The following is a 17698-nucleotide window of genomic DNA, read 5'->3' as shown; positions in this document are numbered from 1 at the left end:
CGGAGAGTTTCACGGATATCACCGGCGGCGTGGGCTGCCGTAAATTTGCCTGTGTGCGGCGCACAAAGATGATATGTCGCGGGCTGTCGGCATGAGCATTTGTAAATGTCCACTAACTCAAAGAGCGGAGTGATCGAACATGCAGCGTTTCCCGAGCCAGTTGCTGAAGGGCTATAACAACTTCATGAGCGGCCGCTTCAGCGAGCAGCAACAGAGATACAAGGCCCTGGCGGAAACTGGTCAGCAACCGAAAACGCTTGTCATTGCCTGTTGTGACAGCCGTGCGGCGCCGGAAACCATTTTCGATAGTGGCCCGGGTGAACTGTTCGTCGTTCGAAACGTCGCCAATCTGATGCCGCCCTATGAGCCGGATGGTCACTATCACTCGACATCGGCGGCGCTGGAATTTGCGGTACAGGTTCTGAAGGTCAGCGATATCGTCGTGATGGGCCATGGCCGTTGCGGTGGCATCAAGGCTGCGCTCGATGTCAATGCCGAGCCGCTCTCGCCGGGGGATTTCATCGGCCGCTGGATGCACCTTCTGAAGCCGGCTGCGGAACAGATCCAGAGCAACGAGGTGATGACCGCCGGTGAGCGCCAGAGGGCGCTGGAACGCGTGTCCATCCGCAACTCCATTGCCAATCTGCGGACTTTCCCGTGCGTTCAAATCCTCGAACAGCGCGGCAAACTGCAGCTTCACGGTGCCTGGTTCGATATTTCGACCGGTGAGCTTTGGGTTATGGACGCCAAGAGCGGTGATTTCGGCCGGCCGGGAATGTGAACCTCCGCGCGGCGGGCACACATGGCCGTCAGACATCTGCGATGCCGGCAATCTGCGCCTGATCCCGCGTTGCCGCTCGACGTCAAATAAAAATCCGCAGCCTGGTTTCCCGGGCTGCGGATTTTTTTATTCCTAAAACTGCGTTGCGGATCAGCGGCCGTCGATTTCGGCGCCGATGATGGCGATTGCCTGCTGATAGACACTGGCGGCGTTCCAGCCCTGGATCGCACCGAAATTGGGCTGGCCGGGCTGATAGCCGGCGCCGGCGCTCCAGCCGTGGCCGCGCAGGAAGTTGGCGGTCGAGGCAAGTGCGTCCGCCTTGGAGCGGACCATGTCGATATGGCCGTTGCCGTCACCATCGACGCCGTATTTCAGCACATTGGCCGGCAGGAACTGCGTCTGGCCAATTTCGCCATGCGCTGCACCGCGGGCGTCGGGGCTGAGGTCGCCGCGCTGCACGAGGGTTAGCGCCGCATAGAGTTGGTTGGTGAAAAAGTCGGAACGGCGGCAGTCAAACGACAGTGTCGCGACGGCCGAGAGCGTGTGTTCCTTGCCCAGGAAGCCGCCGAAACCGGTTTCCATGCCCCAGATCGCGATGATCGGGCCGGCTGGTACACCGTAGCGGTTTTCGATGGAGTTGAAGAGGGCGGCGTTCTGCGCCTTCATCTTCTTGCCGCGCGAGATGATCGTCTGGCCGCCACGCTTCTGCATGAACTGGTCGAGCGACAACTTGAAGCTCTTCTGGCCGCGGTCGGCGCGGATCGTCGCCTTGTTGTAGGTGACGTTGGCAAAGGCCTTGTTCAGCACCGCCGGGCTGATGCCACGTCCTGCGGCTTCGCCCTTGAAGTTCTCGACCCAGGCATCAAAGCCTGCCGATGTGTTGCTGCATTGCGCAGCCGATGCCATCGACGGCAGAATTGCCGCCGCGACCATCGCCGTGAAACCTGCCAGTACGCACTTTGCCTTGCGCATGAAATACCCCGTATTGCCTGAATCCAAATTTGTGTCCGCAAAATGCCAGTCTTTGCGGTTTCTGTCACGACGTTGGTACAGTATCGGGAGGGCGTGTTTCACGTGAATCCTCCTTTTGACTATGAAAAAACGTCGCAGTTGCCTTTTTACAAAGAAGCCCCGCATCCCGTTTAACGGATCATGCGAGGCTTTCACCCATTCGTGATGATAAAACCGAAAGGTTGGTATCATCACGAATGGGTATAATTGGTTAAAACTTTATAATTTCTGATCAGGCAGCCTGTTTCTTCGCCTTGATCAGGCCGCGATTGACGAGAAGCTCGGCAATCTGGATGGCGTTCAAGGCGGCGCCCTTGCGCAGGTTGTCGGAAACAACCCACATGTTCAGGCCGTTCTCTACTGTCGCGTCTTCGCGGATACGCGAAATATAGGTGGCGTCTTCGCCGGCCGATTCATAAGGCGTGATGTAGCCGCCGTTCTCGTGCTTGTCGATGACGATGCAGCCCGGCGCCTCGCGCAGGATATCGCGGGCCTGATCGGCGCTGATCTCGTTTTCGAATTCGATGTTGACCGATTCCGAATGGCCGATGAAGACGGGAACGCGCACGGCGGTGCAGGTCACCTTGATCTTCGGGTCGAGCATCTTCTTGGTTTCGGCCAGGACCTTCCATTCTTCCTTCGTGTAGCCGTCTTCCATGAAGCTATCGATATGCGGGATGACGTTGAAGGCGATGCGCTTGGTGAACTTCTTCGATTCGACCGGATCGGCGACGAAGACGGCGCGGGTCTGGTTGAACAGTTCGTCCATGCCTTCCTTGCCGGCGCCGGACACCGACTGATAGGTCGAGACGACAACGCGCTTGATCTTGGCAAAGTCATGCAGCGGCTTCAGCGCCACGACGAGCTGGGCTGTCGAGCAATTCGGGTTGGCAATGATGTTGCGCTTGGTGAACTGGGTGATGGCGTCCGGATTTACTTCCGGCACGATCAACGGCACGTCCTGGTCGTAGCGCCAGGCCGACGAGTTATCGATGACGACGCAGCCCTGTGCGCCGATCTTCGGCGACCACTTCAGCGACACGGCGCCGCCGGCCGACATCAGGCAGATATCGGTGTCGGAAAAATCGTAATTTTCGAGGTTCTTGACCTTCAGCGTCTTGTCGCCGAAGGAAACTTCGGTGCCCTGGCTGCGGGCCGAGGCCAAAGCCACGACTTCATCAGCCGGAAAGCCGCGTTCTTCGAGGATGTTCAGCATTTCGCGGCCGACATTTCCGGTCGCGCCGGCAATAGCAATCTTGAAACCCATTGTCTTTGCTCTCTTTCTGTCTCTCCGCGGGGCTTTGGGGGAAACCCGCCGGCCAAAGGCGCGGGTTTCAGGTCCCCGGCCGTGCCGGGGAGAGAGCGGTGGCCAGAGACGTCAGACGGTTTTCGTCGTCGTTTTGGCCGTTGTTTTGGAAGATATCGAGAAAGAACGAACCCGCCCGGCAGCGAATGCCGGGGCGATCAGCGCAGCGATGGCGTAACCAAAACGGTGCATGGTGGGTCCTTTTCCGCTGCTGCTCTTACGCGGTTTTGGCGCAGAGTCAACAGAAAGCTGAGAATACGCGTCAGGAAGACAGGCCTGCCAGCCTGCTGTCAAAACGTTACGCAAGTGTCATGCCGCTGTCATCCTGGGTGACTATTGCGGGCCGTCATTACCGGACGAAACCAAAAAGGGGTTTTCCATGCGTATGCTTCTGTCGGCGCTTGTCGCCACGACAATCCTCGCTGGGGCGGCACAGGCCGCCACCGTTTATCCGCTGGATCGTGCAACGATCCTCGCCGGCTCCCCATTCGATTTCAAGGTCGAGTTCAAGTCCGTCGTCAAGCCGGAAGACGTCAAGATCACCGTCAACGGCCAGGATTACAAGGCGGTGCTCGGCAAGGAAGCCGAATTCGTCGCCGAGGAAAAGGGCAAGGAAGACAAGGTGCTGGGCTCGGCATTGATCGCCCGTGATCTCGTCCTGCCGACCGAAGGCACCTACACGATCGAAGTGACCGCCGGCTCGGAATCGAAGTCTGTCACCTGGGACGTCTACAACACCGGCGAAACCGCCAAGGCCAAGAACGTCATTTTCCTGATCGCAGACGGCTTCTCGGTTGCCCATCGCACCGCTGCCCGCATCATGTCCAAGGGCATGGCCGAGGGCAAGGCAAATGGCCGTCTGAACCTTGACGACATCCCGCCGGCCGCCTTCATCGGCACCTCGGCAACCGATGCGGTCGCCACGGATTCGGCCAACACCATGTCCGCCTACATGACCGGTCACAAGACGGCCGTGAATGCCATCGGCGTCTATGCCGACCGCACCCCGGATTCGTTCGATGACCCGAAGGTTGAGAATATTGCCGAAGCCATCCGCCGCCAGACCAAGAAGTCGATCGGCATTATTTCGACCGCCGAACTGCAGGATGCGACACCGGCAGCCGTTGTCGCCCATACCCGCAAGCGCGGCGACAAGGCCGAGATCAACGGTATGCTGTTCGACGTGAAGCCGGACGTTATCCTGGGTGGTGGCTCGGCTTACTTCCTGCCGCAGGCCACGCCTGGCTCGAAGCGCAAGGACGACAAGGACTATGTCAAGTTGTTCCAGGACGCCGGCTATACGCTTGCAACCGACAAGACCGAACTGGCAGCTGCGGCCGGGACCAACACCGGAAAAATCCTCGGCATCTTCCACACCGGCAACATGGACACCACGCTCGACCGCGAATTCCTCAAGAAGGGCACAGTCGAGAAGTTTCCAAACCAACCTGGCCTCGTCGAGATGACCAAGGTCGCCCTCGACAACCTGTCGAAGAACCCGGAAGGCTTCTTCCTGATGGTCGAAGCTGCCAATGTCGACAAGATGTCCCACCCGCTCGATTGGGATCGTGCCGTCGTCGATACGATTGAATTCGACAAGGCAATCGGCGTTGCCCGCGAATTCGCCGCCAAGAACCCCGACACGCTGATCATCGTCACTGGTGACCACACACACGGCGTTTCGATCATCGGCACCGTCGATGACGAAAAGCCGGGCACCGAAATGCGCGAAAAAGTCGGCACGTATGCAAGCGCCGGCTTCCCGAACTATACCGATGAAAACAATGATGGTTATCCGGATAAGGTCGATGTGACCCGCCGTCTGTTCCTCAATGCCAACAACGGCCCGGACCACTATGAAACCTTCCGTCCGAAGCTGGATGGTCCGTTCGTTCCGGCAATTCAGAACGAAAAGAAGGAATATGTAGCCAACGAGGCCTACAAGGATGTGCCCGGCGCAGTCTTCGTGCCCGGCAACATTCCGAAGGAAGGCGATTCAGGCGTTCACGCCGTCGACGACGTCGTGCTGCAGGCTGTCGGCCCCGGTTCGGAAGGCTTCAAGGGCTATATGGAGCAGAGCGACGTGTATCGCGTCCTCGCCGATGCGTTCGCTCTCGGCGTCAAACAGACCAACTGATCCATGATCGCGTCCGGCGGGCTGCCTGCAGCCCGCCGAATTCCGTTTCCGGTTCAGGCTGCGCTTGAGCCCCAGCCGCTCCGCGAGGAGATCGTCCCATGACCCATCCTGATCCCCAAGTGACCCGGCGTACCCTGATGACGCTGCTCGCGGGTCTGCCTTTGCTGACGGCTACGCGCCCGGCCGCCGCCGCTCCCTCTCTTGCCTTCGATGAACTCTACAGCAAGTTCGGCGTTCTCGGGCTGGAGTTCTCCGAAAAGGTAAAGTCGCTCGCCGGTCAGGAGATCACCATCAAGGGTTTCATGGCGCCGCCGCTGAAGGCCGAGGCTGCCTTCTTCGTGCTGACCGAAATTCCGATGTCGATCTGCCCATTCTGCTCGACCGATTCGGACTGGCCGGACAATATCGTCGTTGTCTATCTCGGTGAGAAACAGACATTCGTGCAGCCTTCGCAGACGATCGAAGCGCGCGGCGTGCTTGAGTTCGGGTCGTGGACCGATCCGGAAACCGGTTTTGTCAGCCTCCTGCGGTTGCGCAATGCTGAATATGCTTCGGTATAGTCCTGATGTTATCGCTAGAGCTTAGCCGGATTTCCGTTTCTTATCCCGGCCTCCTTTCCCCTGTGCTTGATATCCCCTCTTTGTCTATTACAGCCGGTAGCCGTATTGCGGTCACCGGCGCCTCGGGTTCGGGCAAGAGTACGCTGGTGAATGTCCTCACCGGGCTTGAGCGTTGTGCAACGGGCGGCTCCATCCGCTGGGGCGATGCCGATATTGCCGGAATGTCCGAGCGCGGCCGCGATCGCTGGCGTGGGGCGCATATCGGCCTGATCATGCAGGACTTCCATCTCTTTCCAGGCCTAAGCGCGGTCGACAACATCCTCCTGCCCGCCCGGCTATCGCGTGCGATGAAACCCGGCGATCCCGACCGGGCGCTGATGCTGCTTTATGCGGTCGGCCTTTGTCGCGCCGACCAGAAAATCGAGACCATGTCGCGCGGTGAAATGCAGCGCGTGGCGATTGCCCGGGCGCTGCTGCGCAAACCCGGCGTTCTGATCGCCGATGAGCCGACGGCCAGTCTCGATAGCGAAAGCGGCGATGCGGTTTCCCGCCTGCTGATCGATCTTTCCGTCAGCAACGAGAGTACGCTGATTGTCGTCTCGCACGATCCGCGCCTGACGGGCCAGCTTGATCGCCGTATCACGTTGTCGGCCGGGCGGGTCGCCTCGGACCGCGCCCATCGGGAGAAGGCGGCGTGACCCGTTTCATTTTTGCCGATCTGCGCCGTCTCTGGGCCGGTTCGCTGGTCGTCGTGCTTCTAATCGCCTTTGCCACCGCGCTTGGCGTCGCTGTCACGCTACAGGAAAGGGCGCTCAGGCTCGGCAGCGCCCGCGCCGCCGACCGGTTCGACCTTGTGGTCGGTGCGCCGGGCAGCGAAACGCAACTGCTGCTTTCCTCCGTCTTCCTGCAGCCCTCTCCCCTGCCCCTGATGCCGGGCAATGTGCTGGGCAAGCTTGCGGCCGATCCGCGCGTTGCCTGGGCAGCGCCCGTCGGCTTCGGCGATTCCTTCTCCGGCTATCCGATCGTCGGCACGTCCACCGCGCTCACCACCAATTTGTCGGCACTCAAGGAGGGCCGGGTATTTTCCAAGGCAGGCGAAGCCGTCATCGGCGCGGCGGTGACGCTGCCGCTCGGTTATGAGGTCAAGCCGACCCACGGACTTGCCGCACTCGGCGGTGAAACCCACACCGAACTTGCCTATCGGATCACCGGCCGGATGGCGGCAACCGGTACGTCCTGGGACCGGGCGATCCTGGTGCCGATCCAGTCGGTCTGGAGCCTGCACGGAATGGGCGGACACGCGGATGAGCACGATCACGCTGCCGAAGCGGGCGAGGCTCATAATGCGGAAGAGCCCGGTCATGAGGATCACGCCGGTGGTCACGGGCATGGTCATGTCGACCCGGATGCTCCCCTTGATGAAAACTGGACGGCGGAGGCACCCGGTCTTCCTGCCATTCTCGTCAAGCCAAAAACCATCGCCGACGCCTACAAGTTGCGGCAGGATTATCGCGGCAACGGCACCCTTGCGGTGTTTCCAGGCGAGGTGCTGACCAATCTCTACGCGACGCTTGGCGATGCCAAACGGGTTCTGTCGGCCGTTGCCGTCGGGGCGCAGATCCTTGTCGCTGCCGCCGTCCTGATGGTCACAGTCATGCATATCGGCCAGCGGCGCCGGCAGATCGGCGCGCTCAGAGCCTTTGGCGCGCCGCAATCGGCTGTTCTTGCGATCGTCTGGCTGGAACTTTTCATCCTGATCGCGCTTGGCATTCTCTTCGGCTTTGCCATCGGTTACGGTGCCGCGATCCTGCTGTCGGCGATGTTTTCGGGTGAAAGCGGCATTGTTCTGCCGGTTGGTTTCATCCGTGACGATCTGAAGAGCGTGGCAGCCATCGTGCTATTCTCCGCCATGCTTGCGCTTGCACCGGCGCTTCTCGCCTATCGCCAATCCCCGGCCGCAGCGCTCCGCGCCTGATCGCCGCATTCGACTAAAGTCATAATCCCAAAGCCGCTCTGCCACCCCAGGGTGTTTTCTGCCATTTTGGTCTCATGGCGCATTCCGCTTCGGTATCAGGGAGGATTCCGAAGCATTCAAGGGTGCGCACAAAGCCGTTTTTGAGTGGAGGACAAACGAAATGGCAGATGTCGCAGCAGCGTCCGGTGCAAAAAGCGCACCGATGACGGGCGAGCAGAAGAAGGTGATTTTCGCCTCTTCGCTCGGTACGATCTTCGAGTGGTACGATTTCTATCTCTACGGTTCGCTGGCCGTCTATATCGGCGCAACCTTCTTTTCCCAATATCCTGAAACCACCCGTAACATCTTCGCCCTGCTTGCCTTTGCGGCGGGCTTCCTCGTGCGTCCGTTCGGCGCGCTGGTATTCGGCCGTCTCGGCGATCTCGTCGGGCGTAAATATACCTTCCTCGTCACCATTGTGATCATGGGCCTGTCGACATTCCTGGTCGGCATCCTGCCCGGTGCCGCGTCGATCGGTATTGCTGCTCCGATCCTGCTCATCATTCTGCGCATGCTGCAGGGCCTGGCGCTCGGCGGCGAATATGGCGGTGCTGCCACCTATGTGGCCGAACACGCGCCACAGGGCAAACGCGGATATTTCACCTCCTGGATCCAGACGACGGCAACGCTCGGTCTGTTCCTGTCGCTGGTGGTGATCGTCGGCGTGCAGATGCTGCTCGGCAAGGAAGCCTTCGCAGCCTGGGGCTGGCGCATTCCGTTCCTGCTCTCCTGCCTCCTGCTCGGCGTATCCGTCTGGATCCGCATGAAGATGAATGAATCTCCGGCCTTCAAGAAGATGAAGGAAGAAGGCAAGGGCTCCAAGGCACCGCTGACGGAAGCTTTCGGCCAGTGGAGAAATGCCAAGATCGCGCTTCTGGCGCTGTTCGGTGCCGTCGTCGGCCAGGCCGTCGTCTGGTATTCCGGCCAGTTCTACGCGCTGTTCTTCCTGCAGAACATCCTCAAGGTTGATGGCCAGGCAGCAAATATCATGGTCGCCTGCTCGCTGTTGATCGGCACCGGCTTCTTCGTCTTCTTCGGCTGGCTGTCCGACAAGATCGGCCGCAAGCCGATCATCATGGCCGGCCTGCTTCTCGCCATGCTCACCTACTTCCCGCTGTTCAAGGCCCTGACCTGGGCCGGTAACCCGGCTTTGGCCGAAGCACAGGAAACGGTCCGCGCAACGGTCACGGCCGCTCCGGATGACTGCAAGTTCCAGTTCAATCCGACTGGCACGGCAAAGTTCACCACATCCTGCGATATCGCCACGTCGTTCCTGACCCGCAACTCGGTTCCGTATGACGTCGTTCCCGGCCCGGCGGGTTCGCCGGCAACGGTGAAGATCGGTGAAGAAACGGTCACCAGCTATGACGCAATTGCCGCTGGCGACAAGGCCAAGGCATCCGGTTCCGCCTTCGAAAAGCAGATCAACATCGCGCTTCACGATGCCGGTTATCCGCTCGTTCGTGGCGCCGCCAAGGTTCCGGAAAGCAAGCTGGACGGCTTCGTTGCCGCCAATCCTGAACTGGCGCTTGATGCCGCAGCCGTTCGCGGCGGCGACAAGGCATCCATGACCGGCGAACAGCTGGTTGCGGCCAAGCTCTTGACGGCGGAAGAAGCTGCCGGCGTCACCGAAATGCCTGTTTACACCATCGACAAGGGCGGCTCCTTCTCCATGGTCGCCGATCCGGCCCGTGTCAGCTGGCTGACCGTCATCGCCGTGCTCACCGTGCTGGTCATCTATGTGACCATGGTCTATGGCCCGATCGCAGCGCTGCTGGTCGAACTCTTCCCGACCCGCATCCGCTACACCGGCATGTCCCTGCCCTACCATATCGGTAACGGCTGGTTCGGTGGTCTGCTTCCGGCAACGGCCTTCGCGATGAGCGCTGCCCAGGGCGATATCTACTATGGTCTCTGGTACCCGATCATATTCGCAGGCATCACGCTGGTGATCGGCATGCTGTTCCTGCCCGAAACCAAGGATCGCGATATTCACGCCATGGATTGATCCAGGCCGATATCGACACGGAAAAGCCCGGCGCAGCCCCTTGCGCCGGGCTTTTTCATTGAGCTTTAGCCGTCATTTCGAAGGCTGAAAACTGTTCTTCGGCCGGGGCCAGCCGGCCTCATCCAGCCGGAACAGCCAGTTTTGCCGGGCGAAGAAGAAGGCAGTCATCAGCGCCGTCCACAATCCCACCAAAAGCCCGGCCGCCACGTCGCTTGGATAGTGCGCGCCGACGATGATGCGGCTGATACCGATGGCCAAAGCGCCAAGCGCAAACGGGATGCGCAGCCGGGGGGCAAGCATCGAGAATGCGCCGAAAAACGAGCCGACGGCGGCGGAATGGCCGGACGGAAAACTCTGGAACACCCAGTCATGGCCGGAGAAGAACGAGATGCTGTGAGCGCCATATTCGGCGAACAATTCGGGTCGCGCCCGGCCGATCACCAGCTTCGCCAGATGCACGACGATGCTGGCGCTGCCGATCGTTACAAGGAAATATAGCGCCAACCGCCAACCGGTCTTCGTCTTCGAGGAAAACCCGTCGCTGCGCGATATCCGGTGGAGGATATAGGCAACGATGACGATCGAGCCGGAGCCGTAGATCATCCAGGCAAACGTACCGAAATCGGTGATCCGCTTGTTGAAGGCAACCACCCCGCCCGGCAGCGCCTGCGCCGTCTGCGAGATCATGCCGTCAAAGGGAAGCAGCGCCACAACCAGCAGGGCTGCCGCCATCAACAGCCAGAGAGACGAGGAGAGTGGTCGGTTCATGGAGGTGCTTTCTTGGCATGGCGCCCCTTCTTTCCTCCGTCATCCCTGCCCTTGTGGCGGGGATCCAGTTGCGGCGCGTCTGCGCTGCAGAGGACTCTCTGACGCGGCCTGAAATGGCTATCTGAGCAAACTTGTGAGTCTGGGGAGCGGATTCAACCCCATCCAAACAAAAACGGCATCCGGATCGTAATCCGGATGCCGTCCAATACTGTCAGTCTGGCAAAATTTAAGCCGAAAGCGCCTTGAACTCGGCAAGGATCGCATCGCCCATTTCGACGGTGCCAACGTTGCGAGCGCCGTCGGCCATGATATCGCCGGTGCGGATACCCTTGTCGAGAACGTTGGCGATCGCCTTTTCCAGGTTGTCGGCTTCCTTCACGAGGTTGAAGGAGTAGCGCAGGCACATGGCGAACGAGGCGATCATCGCGATCGGGTTGGCAATGCCCTTGCCGGCAATGTCCGGGGCCGAGCCGTGCACGGGCTCGTAGAGCGCCTTGCGCTTGCCGGTCTTGGCGTCCGGTGCGCCGAGCGAGGCGGACGGCAGCATGCCGAGCGAACCGGTCAGCATGGCTGCAACGTCGGACAGCATGTCGCCGAACAGGTTGTCGGTAACGATGACGTCGAACTGCTTAGGCGCACGAACGAGCTGCATGCCGCCGGCATCGGCCAGCATGTGATCGAGCGCGACGTCGGAATATTTTGCCTTGTGCGTTGCCGTCACCACCTGGTTCCACAACACGCCCGACTTCATGACATTGCGCTTTTCCATCGAGCAGACGCGGTTGCCGCGGGTGCGAGCCAGTTCGAAGGCGACGCCGGCAATGCGCTCGATCTCGTAGGTATCGTAGACCTGCGTGTCGATGCCGCGCTTCTGGCCATTGCCGAGATCGATGATCTCCTTCGGCTCGCCGAAATAGACGCCGCCAGTCAGTTCGCGCACGATCAGGATGTCGAGGCCTTCGACCAGTTCCGGCTTCAGCGATGAAGCATCGGAGAGCGCCGGATAGCAGATCGCCGGGCGCAGGTTTGCAAACAGCTGCATGTCCTTGCGCAGGCGCAGGAGGCCGGCTTCCGGGCGCACGTCGTAGGGCACGTCATCCCATTTCGGGCCGCCGACGGCACCAAACAGGACGGCATCCGCCGCCATTGCCTTTGCCATGTCGGCGTCGGAAATCGCAGCACCATGTGCGTCATAGGCCGATCCGCCGACCAGACCTTCGTCGGTCGTGAAGCCACCGGCCATTTCGGCGTTCATGTAGGCGATGATTTTGCGGACTTCCGCCATGGCTTCCGGGCCGATACCGTCGCCGGGCAGAAGGAAAAGATTGCGCACTGTCATGGGGCATTCCTCATATCGAAGGGTGGGCGTGTCAGATGTTGGCGCGTTCTTAACGCAACTTCCGTTCAAGGAAAATGCAGTTTTGGAAAGAATTGTGCGCGAAATGTCAGTTCCCGCCGGAACGAATGGCCTTGCGCAGCTGTGGGATTCTCCATCGGCCGGATATCTCTCCGGTCTTGCCGATGGAACAACCAATGCGCAAACTCATCTACTCCATAACCGTCATCCTGCGGCGCACGCTGGACTTGCTTCTGTTTGATGGCAGGCCGCGAAGATAAGGGGATCCTGTTCCATCCGGAACAGCGCCGGTATCCGGCCTGTGGGATTGTCCTGTCACGGGATGAGGGAAGCTCATCCACACGATCTCAAGGAGAGACCCCGCATGCGCAAGTTCGTTCTGACCGCCGCCGTTGCCGTCATTGCCGCCGCTTCTTTCGCAGTCCCCTCGCAGGCTGGCTATTACAGCGACGACTGCCGGCCCTATTGCCACGTCAAGAAGGTCAGAACCTACGATTATGACGGCAATCTGATCGTCAAGAAGGTCCGTGTCTGCGAATAAGCGCCCGCTGTTTCTGACGTTTTTCTTGAAAGCCCGGCTGTCCCTGTAGCCGGATTTTTAGTGCGGCTTGTCCCTTCTCCCCGTCAAAACGGGGAGAAGGTGCCCAACAGGGCGGATGAGGGGCTGATATGCCGCCAGTGCTCTTACCCCTTGAAAAACGCCAGCATATCCGGATTGACAATCTCCGGATGGGTCGAGAGCATGCCGTGCGGAAGCCCGTCATAGCTCTTCAGCGTTCCGTTCTTCAGCAGTTTTGCCGAGAGCGGGGCAGAGTCGTCATAAGGAACGATCTGGTCGTCGGTTCCGTGCAGCACAAGCACCGGAACGTCGATCTTCTTGAGGTCCTCGGTGAAATCGGTCTCGGAAAAGGCCTTGATGCACTCGTAATGGGCATTGGCAGCGCCCATCATTCCCTGCCGCCACCAGTTGTCGATCAGCCCTTGGGAAACCTTGGCGCCTGGGCGGTTGAAGCCGTAGAACGGGCCGGTTGGCACATCGATGAAGAACTGGGCGCGATTTGCCACCAGCGCGCTGCGCAGGCCGTCGAAGACGTCGATCGGCAATCCGCCGGGGTTTTTCTCGGATTTCACCATGACGGGCGGTACGGCGCCGACGATGACAGCCTTTCCGACGCGGCCCGGCTTGGCGCGCGCCACATAGTGGACGACCTCCCCGCCGCCGGTGGAGTGTCCGACATGGAAAGCGTTCTTGAGGTCGAGCGCATCGGCAAGTGCTGCTACGTCGGCAGCATAGGTATCCATTTCGTGGCCGGTCGATGTTTGCGTCGAGCGCCCATGGCCGCGCCGGTCATGCGCGATGACGCGGAACCCCTGCGCCAGAAAATAGAGCATCTGATTGTCCCAGTCGTCAGCACTGAGTGGCCAGCCGTGATGGAAGACGATCGGCTGGGCGTCGCGCGGCCCCCAGTCCTTGTAGAAGATTTCCGTTCCGTCGTTTGTGGTGATGCTGCTCATTCGTGTATTTCCTTCTGGGAGGACGGGGTGAAAGGCACGGCAGCAGAATGCCTGTCGTTCATGCCGGCGGCAATATCATAAAATTAGCAAGTAAGCAGGGATTTGCAGATCAGCTCCAGTCCTTTTCGCCCCGGCGCCATTTGTGCAGATCGTACCAGGCGACAAGAAGAAAGGCTCCGGCCAGCCCGAGATGTTCAAAGAAGAAGTTCATCGCCATGAAACGCTCCTGTCCCATCGGCATTTCCCAGAAGCGCAGCGCAATGAATGTGGCAGCCACTGTAAACAGGGCCAGAGACAGAGCGCCGATCCACCGCATGAAACCGCTGATGACCATGACCGAAGCGCTCAGCTGGAAGAGGATGACCACGGCGGCAATCGGCCTGGCCGGTAAAAGCGCGTATCGCTCCATCTCGGCGACAGCGGCGTTGAAGTCCATGAGCTTGGTCACGCCGCTCAGGATGAAGATTGAACAAAGTGCCAAAAGCCCCAGCCAGCGGATTGGATGGCTGGTGAAAACCGGCGTGCAGACACCGGCAAGTTTGGCTTCCATTCTCAAAAGCATGGTTTTCCCCTTCTGGCGTGGACGTTCAAACGCGATGCTACATGTCCGCGCGTTGAAATCGAACAGTTTTATCGGAATCGTCTTCCTCCAAAATCCCCGCTTTGAAAAACCGTGTCATGATCATGGGGTTCTGTCACGGATACACCGCAAGGCGTTTGCGGCGAGGCAGGGCTGGCGCTCCACGTGAAGCTTCGCCGTCTCTCGCAAGGAGGCTGCGAACGTCAGGCGGACCGGAAGGAGAGCCCCCGGAAAATGGATTCCCCCTGTCCTTCTGGGGCGGGTGTGCCTGTGTGGCACGCATGCCGGGCGAACGTCAGGCGGACCGGAAGGAGAGCCCCCGGAAAATGGATTCCCCCTGTCCTTCTGGGGCGGGTGTGCCTGTGTGGCACGCATGCCGGGATGAGGAGCGTGATGTACCGGAACCGTGATGCTGAACGCCGGAACCGGAAATCTATGTCGCGTCGATCGTCCCGGGTCAGAGAATCTGCAGTCGGGGTCTGTAGGGAGGAGAGCTCCCGAGAGAACGCCAAACGGGGCGCTGGAAGGCGTCAATTATATTAACTCATTAGAGACGGTTTCCAGTGCCCCGTCCGATTGAGTGCATGTTTTCAAAACCACGGCGGACACCGCCCGGGGATGTTTCTTGCTGCCGTCCGATCAGCCGATAAGAGGAAAACCGGTATGCCCTATATCAAGCCTCCGCCCCGCTCGCCTTCATCGGAGGTCTTCCTGCGCGTGGCGACCACGGTCTGGCTCAATCATCTCCGCTGCCGTGTCCGCCGCTGCCGGCGCGATGGTCATTGCCTCGGCAAGGTGGCGGCAAGCGGATTGCTTTTATGCATCCGCCCCATGAAAACCGAGGAAACCAGGGAGATGCTGGATTTTGTGACCTATACGGTCGAGCTGGCTACTCCAGAGGCGTTCGCGGCGGGTCTTGCAATGGCAAAAACGGATGAGGAGCGCGAGATGATCACCTTCCGGCGTCGCGTGTTTCTCTACTATCATCAGGAGCTGGCAAAGGCTGGATTGGAAGAACCTTTGGGGCCACCCTTCGTCGAAGGCTGATCCATGTCAGCCCTTGAAGGCGGTGACTTCAATCTCGATCAGCATTTCCGGACGGATCAGGTCGCAGACCACCATTGTCGCTGCCGGGCGGATATCGCCGAAGGCCTCGCCAAGGATCGGGAAAACGATATCGGCAAAGGTGGCATCGGTAACGTAATAGTGATTGCGCACCGCATCCTTGAGCGAGAAACCGGCCTCAATGAGCGCCGCCTCGATCGTCTTCAGGCAGTTACGGGTCTGCTCTTCCACCGTCTGCGGCATGGTCATCGTCTGGTAGTCGTATCCGGTCGTGCCGGAAACGAAGCACCAGTCGCCCTGCACGACAGCCCGCGAATAACCCGCCGTCTTTTCAAACGGCGAGCCGGAAGAGATCAGTTTTCGCGGGCTGGGCATCTCGGATCAGGCCCAGGGATGCGAGGCGGCATTGGCCTTTTCGAATGTGTCGATGGCGCTGGCCTTTTCCAGCGTCAGGCCGATATCGTCGAGGCCGTTCAGCATGCAATGGCGACGGAATGCATCGAGTTCGAAGGTGATCTTGCCGCCGTCCGGACCGGTAATTTCCTGGTTTTCCAGATCGACCGTCAGGATGGCGTTGGAGCCGCGCGAGGCGTCATCCATCAGCTTTTCCAGGTCTTCCGGCGAAACGACCACCGGCAGTACACCGTTCTTGAAACAGTTATTGTAGAAGATGTCGGCAAACGAGGTCGAGATGACGCAGCGGATGCCGAAGTCGAGCAGCGCCCACGGGGCATGTTCGCGCGACGAGCCGCAGCCGAAATTGTCGCCGGCAACGAGGATCTTGGCATTCTGGTAGGCGGGCTTGTTGAGGACGAAATCCTCGTTGACCGAGCCGTCTTCATGATAGCGGGCTTCCGCGAAAAGGCCGGTGCCGAGCCCCGTGCGCTTGATCGTCTTCAGGTAATCCTTCGGAATGATCATGTCCGTGTCGACATTGACGACGGGGAGAGGCGCAGCAACGCCGGTGAGCTTGACGAACTTGTCCATGGCTATGGCCTTCGATTTCAACGGGGCGGAAAAATTTCCGCCCAGCGTTTAGAGCAATTTCATGCCGAAATGAAGGAGAATCTTATTCCGGGTCGCCGGAAAGCCCGCAACGCGGCCTTTAGAGATCGATGATCGTGCCGCGGCCATCATTCCAGATGCGCGGTTCGCGGCTCTGGCGGGTGGAATTGCGGTTCACCGTGGCGCGCACAGGCTTGGGCGCCAGCCGTGCTGCAATCGTCGTGCCGATCATCACCACCGAGGCGATGCCGATCAGGGCGAGGCCAAGCGATGCGGTAAACACGAAGGCCATCAGCGTGAACGCGATGCCTGCGATCGTCAGGAGGAGAGAGCGTATGCTTTGCATTGTCGTCACCTTTCGTTGCCTGAAATGTGGGTTCGCCCGCGCCGCGTTGCAAGACCTACTTCCGTATCACATGCCTGCCTTGCGAAAATGGCGAAAGCCGGGCACAAAAGCCCTCATGAATTCGCTCAACGATCGCCACCCCGCCCGTCTGCGCCGCTCGGTCCTGTGTGTGCCCGCCGACAATGGCCGCGCCCTTGCCAAGATCGCCAGCCTTGCCTGCGACGCGGTGATCTACGATCTCGAGGATGCGGTCTCCATCGACAACAAGGTTGCCGCCCGCCAGATACTGGCCGATCATCTGAAGCGGGAGCGCCGCAGCGATATCGAAGTGATTGTCCGCATCAACGATCTGAAGACACCCTTCGGTGAAAAGGATCTGGCCTTCGCGCTGACGCTGTCCCCCGATGCCATCCTGCTTCCCAAGGTCGAAAGTCCGCAGGATATCCAGGCGGTCGTCGATATCCTGTCGGAAAACGATGCGCCGGATAGCGTTCGCCTCTGGGCGATGATCGAGACCCCGCGCGGCGTGCTGAATGCAGCGGCGATTGCCGAAACCGGCCGCACCCGCGGCGGCAGGCTCGATTGTTTCGTGCCGGGGTTGAACGACCTGCGCAAGGAAACCGGCGTGCCTGCCCTGCTCGGCCGCACCTACCTGATTGCCTGGCTGATGCAGATCCTGCTCGCCGCCCGCAGCTGCGGCCTTGATATCATCGATGCCGTCTTCAACGATTTCCGGGATGAGAGCGGGTTTGCGGCCGAGTGCACCCAGGGCCGCGACATGGGCTTTGATGGCAAGATGCTGATCCACCCGGCCCAGATCGGCCCGGCCAACAGCGCCTTCGGTGTGGCCGGTACCGCCCTTGCCGAGGCCAGATCCATCATTGATGCCTTCGCGCTCCCGGAAAATAGGGATAAAGCCGTCATCAATCTCAACGGCCTGATGGTCGAGCGCCTTCATCTGGATCAAGCCCTGCGGCTCGCCGCAAAGGCTGATGCCATCACCACAAAAGGAAAAAACTCTTGAAACTCTACCGCCTGCTGACTGCCGTCGATGACGCCACCTTCTGCCACAAGGTTACCGCCGCCCTCAACAAGGGTTGGGACCTCTATGGTTCGCCGACCTATGCCTGGAACAAGGAAGCCAAGGTGATGATGTGCGGCCAGGCCGTCATCAAGAATGTCGAGGGCAAGGAATATACCCCCGACACCAAGCTCTCCGAACACTGAGCCTTCAAGGCCGGCTGG

The 17698-nt window shown here is 59.9% G+C and carries 20 protein-coding genes; 11 read left to right on the top strand and 9 right to left on the bottom strand.

Going from position 1 to position 17698, the window contains the following annotated elements; translation table 11 throughout:
* Window positions 1–139: 139 nt before the first annotated feature.
* The gene (locus ASD36_RS26775) at window positions 140–781 is read left to right on the top strand and encodes a carbonic anhydrase (protein WP_060502527.1); all 642 of its coding nucleotides are present in this window, start codon (window positions 140–142) and stop codon (window positions 779–781) included.
* A gap of 150 nt (window positions 782–931) precedes the next feature.
* Here ASD36_RS26775 and ASD36_RS26770 read toward each other — a convergent pair whose 3' ends face one another.
* A complete protein-coding gene (locus tag ASD36_RS26770) occupies window positions 932–1753 on the bottom strand; it encodes a lytic transglycosylase domain-containing protein (RefSeq protein ID WP_060502528.1) in 822 nt (273 codons plus the stop codon).
* A 271-nt stretch (window positions 1754–2024) separates the two neighbouring features.
* A complete protein-coding gene (locus ASD36_RS26765; protein ID WP_060502529.1) occupies window positions 2025–3059 on the bottom strand; it encodes an aspartate-semialdehyde dehydrogenase in 1035 nt (344 codons plus the stop codon).
* Between the two features lie 418 nt (window positions 3060–3477).
* Between ASD36_RS26765 and ASD36_RS26760 the strand changes: the two genes are divergently transcribed.
* The 5 genes from ASD36_RS26760 to ASD36_RS26740 all read left to right on the top strand — a co-directional run bounded on the left by ASD36_RS26760 (window position 3478) and on the right by ASD36_RS26740 (window position 9817).
* Window positions 3478–5235: an alkaline phosphatase gene (locus tag ASD36_RS26760; protein WP_060502530.1), complete on the top strand. Its 1758-nt coding sequence runs from the start codon at window positions 3478–3480 to the stop codon at window positions 5233–5235.
* A 137-nt stretch (window positions 5236–5372) separates the two neighbouring features.
* Window positions 5373–5795, top strand: a complete 423-nt coding sequence (locus ASD36_RS26755) for a hypothetical protein (RefSeq protein WP_244481964.1) — start codon at window positions 5373–5375, stop codon at window positions 5793–5795.
* A gap of 5 nt (window positions 5796–5800) precedes the next feature.
* On the top strand, window positions 5801–6493 hold the full coding sequence (locus ASD36_RS26750) for an ATP-binding cassette domain-containing protein (RefSeq protein ID WP_060502532.1): 693 nt from the start codon (window positions 5801–5803) through the stop codon (window positions 6491–6493).
* Window positions 6490–7770, top strand: coding sequence for an ABC transporter permease (locus ASD36_RS26745; RefSeq protein WP_060502533.1), 1281 nt, complete (start codon window positions 6490–6492; stop codon window positions 7768–7770). Before ASD36_RS26750 ends, ASD36_RS26745 begins: the two co-directional genes overlap by 4 nt.
* Window positions 7771–7930: 160 nt before the next feature.
* Window positions 7931–9817 carry an MFS transporter gene (locus ASD36_RS26740; protein WP_060502534.1) on the top strand — a complete coding sequence of 629 codons (1887 nt, stop codon included), beginning with the start codon at window positions 7931–7933 and terminating at the stop codon, window positions 9815–9817.
* 72 nt (window positions 9818–9889) lie between these two features.
* Here ASD36_RS26740 and ASD36_RS26735 read toward each other — a convergent pair whose 3' ends face one another.
* Both ASD36_RS26735 and leuB read right to left on the bottom strand, forming a co-directional pair.
* A complete protein-coding gene (locus tag ASD36_RS26735; RefSeq protein ID WP_060502535.1) occupies window positions 9890–10585 on the bottom strand; it encodes a phosphatase PAP2 family protein in 696 nt (231 codons plus the stop codon).
* A gap of 226 nt (window positions 10586–10811) precedes the next feature.
* Window positions 10812–11924: a 3-isopropylmalate dehydrogenase gene (leuB, locus tag ASD36_RS26730; RefSeq protein WP_060502536.1), complete on the bottom strand. Its 1113-nt coding sequence runs from the start codon at window positions 11922–11924 to the stop codon at window positions 10812–10814.
* Window positions 11925–11952: 28 nt separating this feature from the next.
* Here leuB and ASD36_RS30850 point away from each other — a divergent pair, with 28 nt between their 5' ends.
* On the top strand, window positions 11953–12183 hold the full coding sequence (locus ASD36_RS30850) for a hypothetical protein (protein ID WP_156393925.1): 231 nt from the start codon (window positions 11953–11955) through the stop codon (window positions 12181–12183).
* A 123-nt stretch (window positions 12184–12306) separates the two neighbouring features.
* Window positions 12307–12483 carry a hypothetical protein gene (locus ASD36_RS30845; RefSeq protein WP_156393924.1) on the top strand — a complete coding sequence of 59 codons (177 nt, stop codon included), beginning with the start codon at window positions 12307–12309 and terminating at the stop codon, window positions 12481–12483.
* 143 nt (window positions 12484–12626) lie between these two features.
* On the opposite strand, the gene ASD36_RS26725 is transcribed toward ASD36_RS30845, so the two are convergent.
* Both ASD36_RS26725 and ASD36_RS26720 read right to left on the bottom strand, forming a co-directional pair.
* The gene (locus ASD36_RS26725; protein WP_060502537.1) at window positions 12627–13457 is read right to left on the bottom strand and encodes an alpha/beta hydrolase; all 831 of its coding nucleotides are present in this window, start codon (window positions 13455–13457) and stop codon (window positions 12627–12629) included.
* A gap of 109 nt (window positions 13458–13566) precedes the next feature.
* Window positions 13567–14007, bottom strand: coding sequence for a DoxX family protein (locus ASD36_RS26720; RefSeq protein ID WP_037096884.1), 441 nt, complete (start codon window positions 14005–14007; stop codon window positions 13567–13569).
* Between the two features lie 693 nt (window positions 14008–14700).
* Here ASD36_RS26720 and ASD36_RS26715 point away from each other — a divergent pair.
* A complete protein-coding gene (locus tag ASD36_RS26715; RefSeq protein ID WP_060502538.1) occupies window positions 14701–15084 on the top strand; it encodes a hypothetical protein in 384 nt (127 codons plus the stop codon).
* A gap of 6 nt (window positions 15085–15090) precedes the next feature.
* Here ASD36_RS26715 and ASD36_RS26710 read toward each other — a convergent pair whose 3' ends face one another.
* The 3 genes from ASD36_RS26710 to ASD36_RS26700 all read right to left on the bottom strand — a co-directional run bounded on the left by ASD36_RS26710 (window position 15091) and on the right by ASD36_RS26700 (window position 16453).
* Window positions 15091–15477, bottom strand: coding sequence for a RidA family protein (locus tag ASD36_RS26710; RefSeq protein WP_060502539.1), 387 nt, complete (start codon window positions 15475–15477; stop codon window positions 15091–15093).
* Between the two features lie 6 nt (window positions 15478–15483).
* Entirely contained in the window at window positions 15484–16089 is a 606-nt protein-coding gene (gene leuD, locus ASD36_RS26705; protein WP_060502540.1) for a 3-isopropylmalate dehydratase small subunit, read from the bottom strand.
* Window positions 16090–16207: 118 nt separating this feature from the next.
* A complete protein-coding gene (locus tag ASD36_RS26700) occupies window positions 16208–16453 on the bottom strand; it encodes a hypothetical protein (RefSeq protein WP_060502541.1) in 246 nt (81 codons plus the stop codon).
* Between the two features lie 115 nt (window positions 16454–16568).
* On the opposite strand from ASD36_RS26700, the gene ASD36_RS26695 reads away from it, so the two are divergent.
* Window positions 16569–17477: a CoA ester lyase gene (locus ASD36_RS26695; protein WP_060502542.1), complete on the top strand. Its 909-nt coding sequence runs from the start codon at window positions 16569–16571 to the stop codon at window positions 17475–17477.
* On the top strand, window positions 17474–17680 hold the full coding sequence (locus ASD36_RS26690) for a DUF1737 domain-containing protein (protein WP_060502543.1): 207 nt from the start codon (window positions 17474–17476) through the stop codon (window positions 17678–17680). The genes ASD36_RS26695 and ASD36_RS26690 overlap by 4 nt, the downstream gene beginning before the upstream one ends.
* Window positions 17681–17698 lie beyond the last annotated feature (18 nt).

The sequence above is a fragment of the Rhizobium sp. Root1334 genome (assembly GCF_001426665.1).
Lineage (GTDB): Bacteria > Pseudomonadota > Alphaproteobacteria > Rhizobiales > Rhizobiaceae > Pararhizobium.
The sequence above is the reverse complement of the archived record's forward strand: the minus strand, read 5'-3'. Positions and strand labels throughout refer to the sequence as shown.